This window comes from Nonomuraea aurantiaca (genome assembly GCF_020215705.1).
Classification (GTDB): Bacteria; Actinomycetota; Actinomycetes; order Streptosporangiales; family Streptosporangiaceae; genus Nonomuraea; species Nonomuraea aurantiaca.
Genome location: NZ_JAIWNB010000004.1, coordinates 310,827 through 325,445, shown reverse-complemented (window position 1 = coordinate 325,445; position 14,619 = coordinate 310,827). Strand labels below are relative to the sequence as shown.

The following is a 14,619-nucleotide window of genomic DNA, read 5'->3' as shown; positions in this document are numbered from 1 at the left end:
CGCCCGCGACAGTGGCCGGGGACGGAGGGAGCGGTCATGCGATCATGGCCTTCGGGTAAGGAGCCTTCGCGTAAGGAGCCTTCGTGTAATGAGCCTTCGCGTAATGAGGATGTGGAGATGACGGATCGTACGTACCGGGTGACCGAGATCGTCGGCACGTCGGGGGAGAGCATCGACCAGGCCATCCGCAACGGGATCAGGCGCGCGTCGGAGACGCTGCGGCACCTCGACTGGTTCGAGGTGACCGAGGTGCGCGGGCACATCGACGCGGGCGAGGTGGCGCACTTCCAGGTCGGCATGAAGGTGGGCTTCCGCCTCGAGGACGCCTGACGGCCCCGGGAAGCACGCGAACGCCGGTGAAGCGGCAAAGAGCGCGTCCGGGTGACTCCCGGACGCGCTCTCAGTGCTACGGCGAAAGGGTCAGCTCGCCTGGCTGACCGTGGACATGTTGAAGTCCGGCACCCTGATGGCGGGCATCACGGTACGGCTGAAGTAGTCGCCCCACTCGCGCGGCAGCGTCTGCTCGCTGGCACCCACCTCCGACACCCGCCCCAGCAGGTCGACCGGGCTCTCGTTGAACCGGAAGTTGTTCACCTCGCCCACGACCTCGCCGTGCTCGACCAGGTAGACCCCGTCACGGGTGAGCCCGGTCACCAGCAGCGTCTGCGGATCGACCTCGCGGATGTACCACAGGCAGGTCAGCAGCAGGCCGCGCTCGGTGTCGGCGATCATCTCCGTCAGCGAGCGCCCGTCACCGGGGGCCCGCACGATCAGGTTGTCGATCGAGGGCGTGACCGGCAGCCCGCTGAGCTCGGCCGACAGGCGCGTCTGCCGCAGCGCCATGAGCTGCCCGTCACGCACCCAATCGGTCGACGACAGCGGCAGGCCGTTGTCGAAGATCGAGCTCTCGCGGCTGGAGGCGTGGGCGACCACGAACGGCGCGCACTCGATGCCCGGGGCGGCCGGATCGCTGACCAGCGTCAAGGGCAGCGTGGCCAGCCGCTCGCCGACCCGGGTGCCGCCACCCGGCTTGGCGAACACCGAGCGGCCGTCCAGCGCGTCCCTGGCGCCCGCGGACCAGTACGCGTAGACCATCAGGTCGGCCACCGCGCTCGGCGGCAGCAGGGTCTCGTAGCGCCCCGCGGGCAGGTCCACCCGGGTCTTGGCCCACTCGAGCCGCTGCGCCAGCGACGCGTCGAGCGCCGCCACGTCCACGTCGGCGAAGTCGCGCGTGCCCACGCCCGTCCAGGCCGAGCGCTTCAGGTCGGCCGACTTGGCGTTGAGCTCCAGCCGGCCGGACGGCTGGTCGTGGCGCAGCCGCAGCCCGCTGGAGGTGCCGAGGAACGTCGAGGTCAGCGAGTGCTCCGCGAAGCCGTACAGTCTCCTGCCGCCCGCCTCCGCGGCGGCGAACGCGTCGCCGAGCGCGGGCGCGAACCGTTCGAACACCCCGATGTCGGTCGGGGTCACCGGCTCGGCCCACGAGGCGCTCGCCGGCAGGCCCTCGACCAGCGGCCGCGCGTCCTCGGCCGGCTGCGCCTCGCGCGCCGCCCGGTCGGCCGCGGCCACCACGTCGGCGAGCTGATCCGGTCGTACGGCGGCGCGGGAGACCACGCCCACGCCCTGGCCCGCGATCGAGATCACGGTCAGCCGGGCGGAGCGGGCCACGCCGTTGGTGGTGAGCGTGTTGCCCGCGAACCGCAGGTTGGCCGTGGAACCCTCGTCCACGAGCACGACGCAGCCGTCGGTGGTGGACAGCTCCAGAGCCTTCTCCACCATGTCCTGCGGAGAGATCTGGACGGGCAGGCCGGTATGGCCCGCCGCGGATCGGTGCTCGCTCACTTTCCACCCTCCTGCACGGTGTTGAGGATCCGTACGCCCCTGAACAGGCCGGACGGGCAGCCGTGGCTGACCGGCGCGACCTGGCCCGGCTGCCCCTTGCCGCAGTTGAAGGCGCCGCCCAGCACGTACGTCTGCGGCCCGCCGACGGCCTCCATCGACTGCCAGAAGTCCGTCGTGGTCGCCTGGTAGGCGAAGTCGCGCACCTGCCCGGCCAGCCGGCCGTGCGAGATCCGGTAGGCCCGCTGCCCGGTGAACTGGAAGTTGTAGCGCTGCATGTCGATCGACCAGCTCTTGTCGCCGACGATGTAGAGGCCCCGCTCGACCCGCGAGATGAGCTCCTCGGTCGACGGTCCGTCTGGCGCGGCGGCCAGCGAGACGTTGGCCATCCGCTGGATCGGCATGTGCCCCGGCGAGTCGGCGAACGCGCACCCGTTGGACTGCCCGAACCCCTTCATCAGCGCCATCCGCCGGTCGAGCTGGTAGCCGACCAGGATGCCGTCCCTGACGATGTCGAAGCTCTGCCCCTGCACGCCCTCGTCGTCGAAGCCGATCGTGGCCAGGCCGTGCGTGACGGTCCTGTCGCCGGTCACGTTCATCACCGGGGAGCCGTAGACGAGCTCGTTGAGCTGGTCGAACGTGGCGAAGCTGGTGCCCGCGTAGGCGGCCTCGTAGCCGAGCGCCCGGTCGAGCTCGGTGGCGTGCCCGATCGACTCGTGGATGGTCAGCCACAGGTTGGACGGGTCGATCACCAGGTCGTGGTCGCCCGCCTCCACCGAGGGCGCCGCCAGCTTCTCCGCCAGCAGGCCGGGCAGCTGGGCCAGCTCGTCGGCCCAGTCCCAGCCCGTGCCCGTCAGGTATTCGTAGCCGCGGCCGACCGGAGGCGCGATCGTCGACATGTCGTCGAACCCGCCGTTGGCCGCCTTCATCGCGTTGAGCTTGGGATGCACCCGCACCCGCTGCTGGGTGGTGACCGTGCCCGCCGTGTCGGCGTAGAACTTCTGCTCCTTGACCTGGAGCAGCCGGGCCGAGACGTGGTCGGCGCCCTTGAGCAGCCCGCCCGACCAGTCGGCCAGCAGCGCCACCTTCTCCGCCGACGGCACCTCGAACGGGTCGACGTCGTAGGCGGAGACCCACACCACCTCGGAGTGGACCGGCTCGGGGGCCAGCTCGATGGGCTCCCGGTTGATGGGGGCGCTCACCTCGGCCACCCGGATCGCCTGCTCGGCCACCTTCGCGGCCGCCTCGGGCGTGAGATGGATGCCCGCGGCGAAGCCCCAGGTGCCGCCCTTGACGACGCGGACCGCGTAGCCGAGGTCGTCGGCGTCCATGGCTCCTTCGAGCCGGGCGTCGTAGAGGCTGAGCGACTCGGCTCTCACGCGTTCCAACCGGAAGTCGGCATGCTCGGCGCCCAGGTCACGAGCGCGTTGCAGGGCGGCGTCCGCCAGCTGCCGCATCGGCAGCTCCAGGAAATCGGAATCGATCTGGCGCATGTCCACGATCCTAACCCTGCGATCTTGTATCCCCCGGACAAGGGGATACCCGCCGGTAGGAGATAGCGTCAGGTGTCATGGCACGCTCTGTACTCGTCACCGGAGGCAATCGCGGCATCGGCCTCGCGATCGCCCGTGAACTAGCCGCGACCGGCGACGCCGTCGCGGTCACCTATCGATCGGGGGAGCCGCCGGAGGGGCTGTTCGGCGTCAAGTGCGACGTGACCAGCATGTCCGACGTGGAAGCCGCCTTCGACAAGGTCGAGGCCGAGCAGGGCCCGGTCGAGGTGCTGGTCGCCAACGCCGGCGTCACCAAGGACACGCTGCTGGCGATGATGAAGGAGGAGACCTTCACCGACGTCATCGACGCCAACCTGACCGGCGCCTACCGCGTGGCCAAGCGGGCCATCAGGCCCATGATGAAGCTCAAGCGCGGCCGCGTCATCCTCGTCTCCTCCGTCGTCGGCCTGTCCGGCTCGGCCGGCCAGACCAACTACGCCGCCTCCAAGGCGGGCCTCATCGGCTTCGGCCGGTCCATGGCGCGCGAGTACGGCTCGCGCGGCATCACCGTCAACGTGGTCGCGCCCGGCTTCGTCGCCACCGACATGACGGCCGACCTCGACGTCGAGGCCATCACCAAGAACATCCCGCTCGGGCGCCAGGCGTCGCCGAGCGAGGTCGCACGCGTCGTCCGCTTCCTGGCCAGCGACGACGCCTCTTACATCACCGGGGCCGTGATCCCGGTCGACGGCGGACTCGGAATGGGGCACTGACGTGGGAATTCTCCAAGGCAAGCGGATCCTGGTGAGCGGCGTGCTCACCGACGCGTCGATCGCCTTCTCGGTGGCCAAGCTGGCCCAGGAGGAGGGCGCCACCGTGGTGCTCACCGGGTTCGGCCGGATGAGCCTGGTCGAGCGCATCGCCAAGCGGCTGCCCGAGACGCCGCCGGTGATCGAGCTCGACGTCCAGAACAACGAGCACCTCGACACGCTGGCCGACCGGATCGGCGAGCACGTCGACGGCCTCGACGGCGTCGTCCACTCCATCGCCTTCGCCCCGCAGAGCGCCCTCGGCGGCAACTTCCTCAACACCACCTGGGAGGACGTCGCCACGGCCATGCACATCTCGACCTACTCCTACAAGTCGCTGGCCGTGGCCTGCCTGCCGCTGATGAAGGAGGGCGGCGCGGTCGTCGGCCTCGACTTCGACGCGAGCAAGGCGTGGCCGGTCTACGACTGGATGGGCGTGGCCAAGGCGGGCCTGGAGTCGTGCAACCGCTATCTCGCCCGCGACCTGGCCAAGCAGAACATCCGCGTCAACCTCGTCGCCGCCGGGCCGCTGCGCACGATGGCGGCCAAGTCGATCCCGGGCTTCAAGGAGTTCGAGGACAGCTGGCCGGAGCGCGCCCCGCTGGGCTGGGACCTGTCCGACACGATCCCCGCCGCCAAGGCGTGCGTCGCGTTGATGTCCGACTGGTTCCCGGCCACCACCGGCGAGATCGTCCACGTGGACGGCGGCGCCCACGCGATCGGCGCGTGACCTGAACGGCCTGACAGGCTAGTACGTTGGGCGGCGCCGCACCGGCGTCGCCCTCCTTGTCGTGGTGAGACCCTGGCATGGAGGGCAGGCGAGCGCGGATGCTGGTGTGATGGGGCGTGGTCTCAAGAACCCGGCAAGGCTGAAGACGCTCAGCAGGCTGAAGAACCCGTTGGTGCTGGTCGTGGTGGCCAGTATCGGTGCCGGGGTACCGTCCGTGGTGGTGCCGGGGGAGTGGCCTTGGTGGGGCCGGGCGCTGATCGCGACCGTAGTGGCCGCGTTGTCCGGCGCCAGCGGATCGTACTTCGGTGTGGCGTTGACCCGAGCCGAGAACGCCGCTGCGGCCATCGAGGCGCTGCACTCGGCTCTGGACCCGCTGATCCACCACCCGCAAAGCCCTGCCGGTGAAGAGGGCAGCGTGTTCGAGTTGCTGCTGCCGCAGTCGTGCCCCACCCCGTTCTGGGGACGGCGCGGCGAGCGGGACCGGTTGCGGGCCTGGTGCCATGAGGAGGCGGTGCCGGGGCTGCTGGTGGTGGACGGGCCGGGCGGGTGCGGCAAGACCCGGCTGGCGTTACGGGCCGCCCAGGAGGTCGTCGCGGACGGGTGGGTGGCCGGCTGGCTGCGCGAGGGCAAGGCCGCCGGCCTGGTCGACGCGGCCGCGGCGGTGGCCGATGCGCGGGTGCTGGTCCTGGTCGACAACGCCGACACCCGGACCGACCTGGCGAGCCTGCTGGGCGCACTGTCGCACTATCAGGGGCGGGCCCGGCTGCGGGTGGTGCTGATCACCCGGCACGGCGTCGAACTCGGCCAGGCACTACAAGCCCACCTCCCCGAACAGCACGCCCTGCTGGTGAAGAACGCCCCGGTGATGTCACTGCCCCCGTTCGGGGAGACCTCTGACCTGATCCGCTGGTACGGCGAGGCCGTAGGCGCGTTCGCCTCCGCGCGGGCGACGCCGGCGCCCCCGGTCTCGGACACGATCGCGCCGGTCCGGGAGGGCCAGACCATGGCGGAGGTGCTGACCCAGGCGATGGTGACGGTGTTACGCCGAGCCGCGCCGACCGGCTCACCCGCGCCCCTGGACGAGGTCGCCGGCGTACTGTTCGAGCACGAGGCGCGCTGGTGGCGCGGCACCGCCGCACTGGACCGGTGGGCGGTCGGGCCGGTCACCGACGTGCTGCTGGCCCGGATCATCGCCGCCCTGGCCCTGTTCGCCCCCGCCGACGAGCCGGAGGCCATCGGAGCGCTGAGGCGCGTCCCGGAATTGGCCGACGCCCCCACCGAACGGGTCACCAACCTGGTCCGCTGGGCTCACTCCCTCTACCCGCCCGCCGCGGGGGCGGGAGTGCGGATCGGCCCGAACCTGCTGGCCGACTGGTTCATCACCACCAGCCTGACCCGTACGGAGGGCGACCGCCATTTCGCCCGCCACCTGCTGAACGACCCGACCGAGGAGCAGGCCGCCCGGATCCTGACCCTGCTGGCCCGCGCCGGCGAACATCACCCACCCGCCCGGCTGCTGTTCGAGCAGCTGCTGGGCGGTGACCCGGTACGGCTGGCCCGCCACGCCATCTACGCCGCCCTCACCACCGCCACGAACCGGGGCGAGCTGGACCACACCACCGCCACCGCTCTCGCCGCCGCCGACCTCGACCCCGACACCACCACCCGGCTCCTGCGGCTCACCCCCGCGTACGCCTTGCCCCGCTGCGCCCTCACGCTGACCCGCCGCCGGTTGCAGGGCGCCCGCGCCACCGGCACCCCACTTGAGCTCGCCGACGCCCTGACCGACCTCGCGGCCGCGCTTGAGCGGGTGGGTGAGCACCGCGAGCAGGTTTTGGTGACGCGGGAAGCGGTCGGCCTGCGGCGCGGGCTGGCGGACGGTACTCCCGCCCGCCGATTCGACCTCGCCGAGGCCTTGGGCAACCTGTTGGTCGCGCTGAACGGGGCGGGTGAGCATCGCGAGCAGCTGCGGGTGGTACAGGAAGCGGTCGACCTGTACCGGGAACTCGCCGCCCACGACCCAGAACTGTTCCACCAGGCCTACATCGACAACCGCGCCACCCTACGGCGGCTACGGCCCCAACAAGACGACATCACTTTCGACCTGTGATGCGTCAATCGGGGTGTTGCTCGCCAGCCGGGCAGCTCATCGAAGGGTGGCCACGAACTTCCCGAGCCGGGCGAGCCCCTCGCGAAGATCGTCCGTCGGCGCCGCGTACGAGAGCCGGACGTGTGTCTCCGCGGTGTGGACGCCGAAGTCTCTGCCCGGAGTGAGGGCGACGTGTGCCTCCCGCAGCGCGCGCTCGCAGAACTGCCAGGAGGTGAGCCCGGTGCGGCCGACGTCGAAGTACACGTAGAACGCGCCGTCGGGCGGGACGGGAACCGGCAGCCCGATCCGCGCCAGCCCGTCGAGGACGAGCGCGCGCCGCTCGGCGAACTCGACGCGGCGTGCCTCACAGACCGCCAGGGACTCGGGGGTGAAGCAGGCCAGAGCGGCGTGCTGGGCGGGCGCGGACGCGCAGAGGAAGTAGTTCTGGGCCAGGCGTTCCATCGCCGGCACGAGGATCTCCGGGACGACGCACCAGCCGAGCCGCCAGCCGGTCATGCCGAAGTACTTCGAGAAGCTGTTGATGACGATGGCGCCGGGATCGAACGACAGCACGCTCCGCGGTGGCCGGCCCCGGTCGTCGTGGTCGCTCAGGTTGAGGTAGATCTCGTCGACCAGGCGCCACGCGTCACGCTCGCGGGCGAGTTCGCAGATCGCCGCCAGTTCGCCGGCCGGAACCGAGGTGCCCGTCGGGTTCGACGGGGTGGCGATCATGATCCCTCGAGTCCGGTCCGTCCAGCTCGACTTCACCGATGCCGCGTCCAGTTGGAAGCGGGTCTCGGCGGTGGCGGGGACGAGCGTGACACGGGCGCCGAAGCTCTCGGCGATCTGCCGGTTGCAGGGGTACGACGGGTCCGCGATCAGCACCTCGTCGCCCGTGTCGACGAGTGCCGCGGTGGCCAGCACCAAGGCGGCCGAGGCTCCCGCGGTCACGACGACCCGGGAAGGGGCGACCTCGATGTCGTGCTCGCTCCGGTAGAACCGGGCGATCGCCTGCCTCAGCTCGGGCAGCCCGAGTGCCGCCGTGTAGGGCATCGGCCTGCCGTCCATGGCCGCGCGCATCGCGTCGAGTACGGCCGGGGGCGCGCCGAAGTCCGGTTCGCCGATGCTGAGCTTGATGACGTGATGCCCCTGGGACTCCAGCGCCGCGGCGTGCTTGCCGAACTCCATCGCGAAGAACGGCGCGACAGCCTGCGCGCGCCGCGAGATTCTCACGCCACGATCTACAGCGCCGGTCACGCGGTTTCGCCCCTTCTTCCCACGAAAGTCATGAAATGGAAGCTTATGCGTAGTTTGCGAGAAGGTGTTCCTATCCGGCGGCGCGGCATCGCACGGTGCTCCCGGCGGTGGGCGGCCTGCTGGTCGGGCATCTGGCGGCCCCCGAGGTCGAGGCTCGCATCCGGGCCGGCTTCGAGCTCCAGGGACGATGCGCCACCTCGGTGCCCGACTGTCGCGGATCAGCCCGGGACACGTTCGGATCGTGCTCCCCAGCAGGCCGGAGATCACCCAACAACACGGCTACACCCATGTGGGGGCCACCAGCGCCAAGCTCATCGCGACCGGCCGGCAGACGCTGATCTGCCTGCGCTGAGGATCCGCCCAAGCCGGCCGAGGACCCGCCCGAGCTGTACGCGCGGACGCGCCGGGCCTGTCGAGCAGGGCGCTAAGCCAGGCGGTGGCGGCGGCCGTTGTTCGCTCGGGCCGGTTCGAAGGGGATCGAGTCCGGCTGCTCCGTGCGCTGGCGCCGCTGCTGCACGATGCGGGTCGCCAGGATCGCCGAGGCCAGCAGGGCGATCGTCAAGGAGGTGCCCAGGACGTCCGAGGTGGGTTTCGACGGGCGGATGATCGGCTGGTCGCGGAGGGGAGCCGTGAGGTCCTGGGCGAAGGGGTTGGGCCACAGGAGGTCGATACGGGGCACGTCCGTGTCGGCGGTCTGGATCTTGATCGGGTGCGCGGTCGTGTCCAGCCCGTCGGGCTCGGTCTCGGGCGGCGTCGGGCCCTCCGTCGGGAGGGTGGCCGTCGTCGAGTCCTTCTTCTCCCGCTTGTTCGGCTTCGCCGTGGGAGTGGGCTTGGCGGAGTCCTGGGGGCTCGGGGTCTCCAGGACGTGCTCGGGGTCCTTGTTGCGCGGCTGGGCGTCCTGATGCTCGCAGGCCAGCACCGGGAGGCAGACCTCGCTGAGGGTGTTGGGCAGCAGGTCCTGGTCCGAAGGAGTCGGCTGGGGCTGCCCCGACCTGGTGGGGTTCGCCGTCGGGACCGCGTCGCCCACCGTACCGAGGAGATCGTCGGCGGTGCCGCCGACCTTCTTCGTCACGGGTTTGAGCGTGTCGCCCGTGAGGGTGTCGACCGTGCCGGTGACCGCCTCCACGACGTCGCACAGGCCGTTGGTCACCCCGGAGAGCAGCCCGTCGCCGCGCTTGCAGTCGGCCGCCTCGGCCAGCGCGGGGGAGGAGACCACCGGGATCGCGGCCAGCGCCAGCGCGAGAGCTCCAGCCGAGATCGCGGTCCTGCTGCCCATCCGTCCCCTCCTGCGTCGCTTACGGGGGAAATCTTTATGGACATCGGCGGTGTGACGCAGGCGTTTTCCGGCTAAAGTTGCGATTCGGTATCGACGCGTGACACGCGAGCATGACTCTCGTTCGCCCTCAGTCGAGCGACGACACGTCATCCAGGGCCTCACGTATCTCTCGGGGCAACACCACGTCCTCGGCGGTCAGTGCGCCGGCGAGCTGGGCGTGCGTGCGGGCGCCGACGATGGCGGAGGCCACACCCGGCTGGTCGCGCACCCACGAGAGCGCCACGGCCAACGGCGAGACCCCGAGCCCGTCGGCGGCGGTCATCACGGATTCGACCACACGACGGCTCCGTTCGTCGAGATAAGGGCGGACAAAATCGGCGAAATGCGGCGTAGCGGCCCGCGAATCGGCCGGGATGCCCGTACGGTACTTCCCCGTCAGAACCCCCCTGCCGAGCGGCGACCAGGCCAGCACGCCCGCGCCCACGTGCTCGGCGGCCGGCAGCAGCTCGCGCTCCGGCTCGCGGGCCAGCAGGGAGTATTCGGCCTGGGCGGAGGTGATCGGGATGCGGCCCGGGATCGCCCGCTGCATGACCGCGGCGGCCGCCAGCTGCCAGCCGGCGTAGTCGCAGACGCCCGCGTAGACGGCCCGGCCCGAGGAGACGATCGCGTCGAGCGCCGCCATCGTCTCCTCCAGCGGCACCTCGGCGTCGTAGGTGTGCAGCTGCCAGAGGTCGATGTAGTCGAGGCCCAGGCGGTTGAGCGAGTCGTCGACCGCGGCGATCAGATGGCGCCTGGAGGCGTCGCGCGGCCGGCGGCCCGACGGCGTCACCACCGCCTTGGTCGAGATCACCAGCTCGGAGCGCGGCACCGAGTCGCGCAGCAACCGGCCGAGCAGGCGCTCGGCGTCGCCGCCCGTGTAGACGTCGGCCGTGTCGACCAGGGTGCCGCCCGCGCTCATGAAGGTGCGCAGCTGCGCCGCCGCGTCGTCGGCGCTGGTGTCACGCCCCCAGGTCATCGTGCCGAGCCCCAGGCGGGACACCGACAGGCCGCTCCGGCCGACATAGCGCTGCTCCATGATCCCGCCAGGTTACCGCCCGGCCGCGTCAAACGCCGTGATCCACGCCTGCGACACTTGGTCGGTGACCACCCTCCTTCTCGCCCGCCACGGGCTCACCGCACTCACCGGGCCGGTGCTGGCCGGCCGCACTCCCGGAGTGCATCTGAGCGAGGCGGGCCGGGCGCAGGCCGCGGCGCTGGCCGGGCGCATCGCGGGCGTCCGGCTCGACGCCATCGTCTCCAGCCCGCTCGAACGCTGCCAGGAGACGGCCCAGGCCGTCGCCGAGGGGCGCGGCATGACCGTGCAGACCGACGATCGGTTCGTGGAGTGCGGTTACGGAGCATGGACCGGGCGGCCGCTCAAGGAGCTGGCGAAGGAGCCGTTGTGGCAGGTGGTGCAGGCGCACCCCAGCGCGGCGACATTTCCGGAAGGGGAGGCCTTGACGGAAATGCAACACCGGGCCGTGGCCGCCGTACGGGAGTGGAATCAACTCCTGGGGGAGAAAGGAGTCTACCTGGCGTGCAGCCACGGAGACGTGATCAAGGCCATCGTCGCCGACGCCCTGGGCCTCCACCTGGATCACTTTCAGCGGATAACTGCAGATCCCGGAGCTCTCACCGTCATTCGCTATGCCCCCTTGCGCCCCTTTGTTCTCAGGCTTAACGATATGGGGGAATTGCAGCTTCCCGAGGATTCGGAGGAGAAAGACGGGGGAGAAAAACTCTCCGGGAGCGATGCCGCCGTCGGCGGTGGACCCGGAACCACGTAAGGTCAGGCTATGCCGGTCTTCGACTACGACCCACCAGAGAGGTTCGTGGCCGGTGCCTTGGGGCAACCGGGCGCGCGAGCCTTCTTTCTGCAGGCCAGAGCCGAGGGCAGACTGACCACGGTAGCGCTGGAGAAGCTGCAGGTGGCGGCGCTCGCGGGCAGGCTGGACGAGCTGCTCGACGAGGTGCTGCGCCGCAGTGGGGGCACCGCGCACGTGCCCGCCATGGCGCCCGCCGACCTGACGGACGACAAGCCCCTAGAGGTGCCTGTCACGGAGGACTTCAGGGTCGGCACCATGGCACTGGCCTGGGATCCCGATACTTCACAGGTGGTGATCGAAGCGCAGGAGATCATCGACGAGGAAGCCGTCGAAGCACCCGAGCCCGCCATGCTGCGGGTGCGGATCAGCGCCGGGGCCGCCCGTGCGTTCACCCAGCGGGCGCTCCAGCTCGTCGCTGCGGGCCGACCGGCCTGTCCCCTTTGCGGGCAGCCACTCGACCCCGAGGGACACGTCTGCGTCCGTCTCAACGGCTATCGCGGGGGTGAGGCGACATCATGAGCGCTCCGGAGAGCGAACCGGCTACCAGGCCGTCGCACCCGTCGCCCATGGAGGACGAGGGGGCGCTCAAGCTGCTCCGCGACGGCCGCCTGGAAGTCGCGGGCCGCCTCGTCGAGGCGACCAACATGACGCTCTACTGCTCGATCACGCTCGGCGAGCGCACCGCCGCCTGCGTGTACAAGCCCGTACGCGGCGAGCGCCCGCTCTGGGACTTTCCCGACGGCACGCTGGCCGCCCGCGAGGTCGCGGCGTTCGAGGTCTCCCAGGCGACCGGCTGGCAGATCGTGCCGCCGACCGTCCTCCGGGAGGGCCCGTTCGGTCCAGGCATGTGCCAGCTCTGGATCGACACCGAGCGTGAGGTCGACCTCATGCGCCTCGTACGCAGCCGCAACCCGGTGGTGCGCCGGATGGCGGTGTTCGACGCGGTGGTCAACAACGCCGACCGCAAGGGCGGCCACCTGCTGCCGCTGCCCACGGGCCATGTCTACGGGGTCGACCACGGCGTCTGCTTCTCCGCCGAGGACAAACTGCGCACCGTGCTCTGGCAGTGGCGGGGCAAGCCGCTGGCCCGCGACGCCGTGGCCACGCTCACCAAGCTGGAGCGCGACATCGAGTCGGGCCAGCTCGGCCGCAGGCTGCGCGAGCTGCTCACGCTCGCCGAGGTCGAGGCGACCTGGACCCGGATCAGGCGGCTGCTGGAGACCGGCCTGCACCCCTACCCCTCCCGCGACTGGCCGGCCATCCCGTGGCCGCCCATGTAGACAGACCCCATGTAGACAGACCCGATGTAGACAGATACGTCAACCGGCCATCCCCCGGTCGCCGATGGAAAGCCGTTTACTACGCTTTGCCCTATGTGCACGGTGATCGTGAAGACGGGTCAGCCCCTGACGCTGATGGGCGTGCGAGACGAGTTCGCCGACCGGCCCTGGGAAGGGCCGGGAGAGCACTGGCCCGAACACCCCGGCGTGCTGGGCGGGCGCGACCTCAAGGCGGGCGGCACCTGGCTGGCCGTCGACCCCGCCCGGCGCCGCGCCGCCGCCCTCCTCAACGGGCACGGCCGGCCCGCGGCCGAGGCCACCAAGATCTCCCGCGGCGACCTGCCGCTCCTCGCCGTCGCGGCCAACGACCTGCCCGACGTCGACCTGACCCGCTACGACCCCTTCCACCTCCTGCTCGCCGACCTGACGCGGGTGCGGCTGTTCGGCTGGGACGGGGAACGGCTCAGCGCCGCCGATGTCCCCGACGGCACCAGCATGATCGTCAACACCGGTCTCAACCCGGAACACGAACGGGTGGCCGCCTTCCGGCCGCGCTTCGAGGACGCCGCCGACTGGCGCGAGCTCATCGCCGCCGCCCCCTCGGCCGACCCGGCGGCCCTGATCATCCGGCACGAGCTGCCCGACGGCCGCGTCTTCGCCTCCCTGTCGGTGACCCTGGTCACGCTGGCGGCGGAGGGTGTGACGTACGAGTTCACGGACCTGACCGCTGATTCTGGACGGATAGGCTCAAAGGCATGAGATCGTGGTCTGCCCCCGCCATTCCCGCGCTTCCCGGTGAGAGCGTCCCACTGCGGCTCTACGACACGGCGGCCGGGAAGGTCCGGCAGAGCGACCCGGGTCCGACCGCCCGCATGTACGTCTGCGGCATCACCCCCTACGACGCCACCCACCTGGGCCACGCCAACACCTACCTGGCCTTCGACATGGTCGGCCGGGTGTGGCGCGACGCGGGCCACGAGGTCCACTACACCCAGAACGCCACCGACGTCGACGACCCGCTCCTGGAGCGGGCCGAGCAGACCGGTGTCCGCTGGCAGGACCTGGCCGAGCGGGAGATCGAGCTGTTCCGCACGGACATGGAGGCGCTGCGCATCGTGCCGCCGCGCGAGTACGTCGGCGTGACCGAGGTCGTCGGCCGGGTGGCCGAGCTGATCGCCAGGCTGGCGGCCAAGGGCGTCACGTACGACCTCGACGGCGACGTCTACTTCAGCGTGGCGGACGCGCCCAAGTTCGGGCAGGTGTCCGGCTACAGCGAGGAGCTGATGGTCGAGCTGTTCGCCGAGCGCGGCGGCGACCCCGACCGGCCCGGCAAGCGCCACCCGCTCGACTGGCTGCTGTGGCGGGCCGAGCGGCCCGGCGAGCCGTCATGGGAGTCGGCGCTCGGCCGCGGCCGGCCCGGCTGGCACATCGAGTGCACCGCGATCGCCCTCGACAACCTGGGCCCCGGCTACGACGTCGCGGGCGGCGGCACCGACCTGATCTTCCCCCACCACGAGTGCGGCGCCTCCGAGGGGCACGCGGCCACCGGGGAGTGGCCGTTCGCCAAGTTCTACACCCATGCCGGGATGGTGGCGCTCGACGGCGAGAAGATGTCGAAGTCCAAGGGTAACCTGGTCTTCGTCTCCAAGCTGCGGGGCCGGCACGACCCGATGGCGATCCGGCTCGTGCTGCTCGCCCACCACTACCGCGAGGACTGGGAGTACGTCCCGGACCAGCTCGCCGCGGCCGAGGCCCGGCTGGCCACGTGGCGCTCGGCGGCCGGGCTCGCCACCGCGCCCGAGGCGGGCCCGCTGCTGGCCGAGGTACGCGAACGGCTCGCCGACGACCTCGACACGCCGGGCGCGCTGGCCGCCGTCGACGCCTGGGCCGAGCGGGCACTGTCGGAGGGCGGCGCCGACCCGGCGGCGGCACCCCTGGTCCGCGACCTGACCGACGCCCTGCTGGGCGTCGCCCTCTAGCCGGT

At 71.1% G+C, this 14,619-nt stretch carries 14 protein-coding genes; 9 read left to right on the top strand and 5 right to left on the bottom strand.

What is annotated here, in order from left to right; all coding sequences use genetic code 11:
* Positions 1-117: 117 nt before the first annotated feature.
* The gene (locus tag LDL49_RS13370) at positions 118-330 is read left to right on the top strand and encodes a dodecin (RefSeq protein WP_225291326.1); all 213 of its coding nucleotides are present in this window, start codon (positions 118-120) and stop codon (positions 328-330) included.
* A gap of 90 nt (positions 331-420) precedes the next feature.
* Here LDL49_RS13370 and LDL49_RS13365 read toward each other — a convergent pair whose 3' ends face one another.
* Both LDL49_RS13365 and LDL49_RS13360 read right to left on the bottom strand, forming a co-directional pair.
* The gene (locus tag LDL49_RS13365) at positions 421-1,776 is read right to left on the bottom strand and encodes a metallopeptidase TldD-related protein (RefSeq protein WP_225291445.1); all 1,356 of its coding nucleotides are present in this window, start codon (positions 1,774-1,776) and stop codon (positions 421-423) included.
* 59 nt (positions 1,777-1,835) lie between these two features.
* The gene (locus tag LDL49_RS13360) at positions 1,836-3,329 is read right to left on the bottom strand and encodes a TldD/PmbA family protein (protein WP_225291325.1); all 1,494 of its coding nucleotides are present in this window, start codon (positions 3,327-3,329) and stop codon (positions 1,836-1,838) included.
* A 77-nt stretch (positions 3,330-3,406) separates the two neighbouring features.
* Here LDL49_RS13360 and fabG point away from each other — a divergent pair, with 77 nt between their 5' ends.
* From fabG to LDL49_RS13345, 3 genes are all read left to right on the top strand, one after another.
* Positions 3,407-4,102: a 3-oxoacyl-ACP reductase FabG gene (fabG, locus tag LDL49_RS13355; protein WP_225291324.1), complete on the top strand. Its 696-nt coding sequence runs from the start codon at positions 3,407-3,409 to the stop codon at positions 4,100-4,102.
* 1 nt (position 4,103) lies between these two features.
* Positions 4,104-4,868, top strand: coding sequence for an enoyl-ACP reductase FabI (gene fabI, locus LDL49_RS13350; protein WP_225291323.1), 765 nt, complete (start codon positions 4,104-4,106; stop codon positions 4,866-4,868).
* A gap of 109 nt (positions 4,869-4,977) precedes the next feature.
* Positions 4,978-6,978 (top strand): P-loop NTPase, encoded by a 2,001-nt coding sequence (locus LDL49_RS13345; RefSeq protein ID WP_225291322.1) that lies wholly within the window; start codon positions 4,978-4,980, stop codon positions 6,976-6,978.
* Positions 6,979-7,014: 36 nt separating this feature from the next.
* On the opposite strand, the gene LDL49_RS13340 is transcribed toward LDL49_RS13345, so the two are convergent.
* From LDL49_RS13340 to LDL49_RS13330, 3 genes are all read right to left on the bottom strand, one after another.
* A complete protein-coding gene (locus LDL49_RS13340) occupies positions 7,015-8,190 on the bottom strand; it encodes a pyridoxal phosphate-dependent aminotransferase (RefSeq protein ID WP_225291321.1) in 1,176 nt (391 codons plus the stop codon).
* 448 nt (positions 8,191-8,638) lie between these two features.
* Entirely contained in the window at positions 8,639-9,490 is an 852-nt protein-coding gene (locus tag LDL49_RS13335; protein WP_225291320.1) for a hypothetical protein, read from the bottom strand.
* 127 nt (positions 9,491-9,617) lie between these two features.
* Positions 9,618-10,565, bottom strand: a complete 948-nt coding sequence (locus LDL49_RS13330; protein ID WP_225291319.1) for an aldo/keto reductase — start codon at positions 10,563-10,565, stop codon at positions 9,618-9,620.
* A 64-nt stretch (positions 10,566-10,629) separates the two neighbouring features.
* Between LDL49_RS13330 and LDL49_RS13325 the strand changes: the two genes are divergently transcribed.
* The 5 genes from LDL49_RS13325 to mshC all read left to right on the top strand — a co-directional run bounded on the left by LDL49_RS13325 (position 10,630) and on the right by mshC (position 14,614).
* The gene (locus LDL49_RS13325; protein WP_225291318.1) at positions 10,630-11,316 is read left to right on the top strand and encodes an MSMEG_4193 family putative phosphomutase; all 687 of its coding nucleotides are present in this window, start codon (positions 10,630-10,632) and stop codon (positions 11,314-11,316) included.
* 9 nt (positions 11,317-11,325) lie between these two features.
* Positions 11,326-11,874 (top strand): DUF3090 domain-containing protein, encoded by a 549-nt coding sequence (locus LDL49_RS13320; RefSeq protein ID WP_225291317.1) that lies wholly within the window; start codon positions 11,326-11,328, stop codon positions 11,872-11,874.
* Positions 11,871-12,635, top strand: coding sequence for an SCO1664 family protein (locus tag LDL49_RS13315; RefSeq protein ID WP_225291316.1), 765 nt, complete (start codon positions 11,871-11,873; stop codon positions 12,633-12,635). The genes LDL49_RS13320 and LDL49_RS13315 overlap by 4 nt, the downstream gene beginning before the upstream one ends.
* 93 nt (positions 12,636-12,728) lie before the next feature.
* Entirely contained in the window at positions 12,729-13,394 is a 666-nt protein-coding gene (locus tag LDL49_RS13310; RefSeq protein WP_225291315.1) for an NRDE family protein, read from the top strand.
* Positions 13,391-14,614, top strand: coding sequence for a cysteine--1-D-myo-inosityl 2-amino-2-deoxy-alpha-D-glucopyranoside ligase (mshC, locus tag LDL49_RS13305; protein ID WP_225291314.1), 1,224 nt, complete (start codon positions 13,391-13,393; stop codon positions 14,612-14,614). The genes LDL49_RS13310 and mshC overlap by 4 nt, the downstream gene beginning before the upstream one ends.
* Positions 14,615-14,619 lie beyond the last annotated feature (5 nt).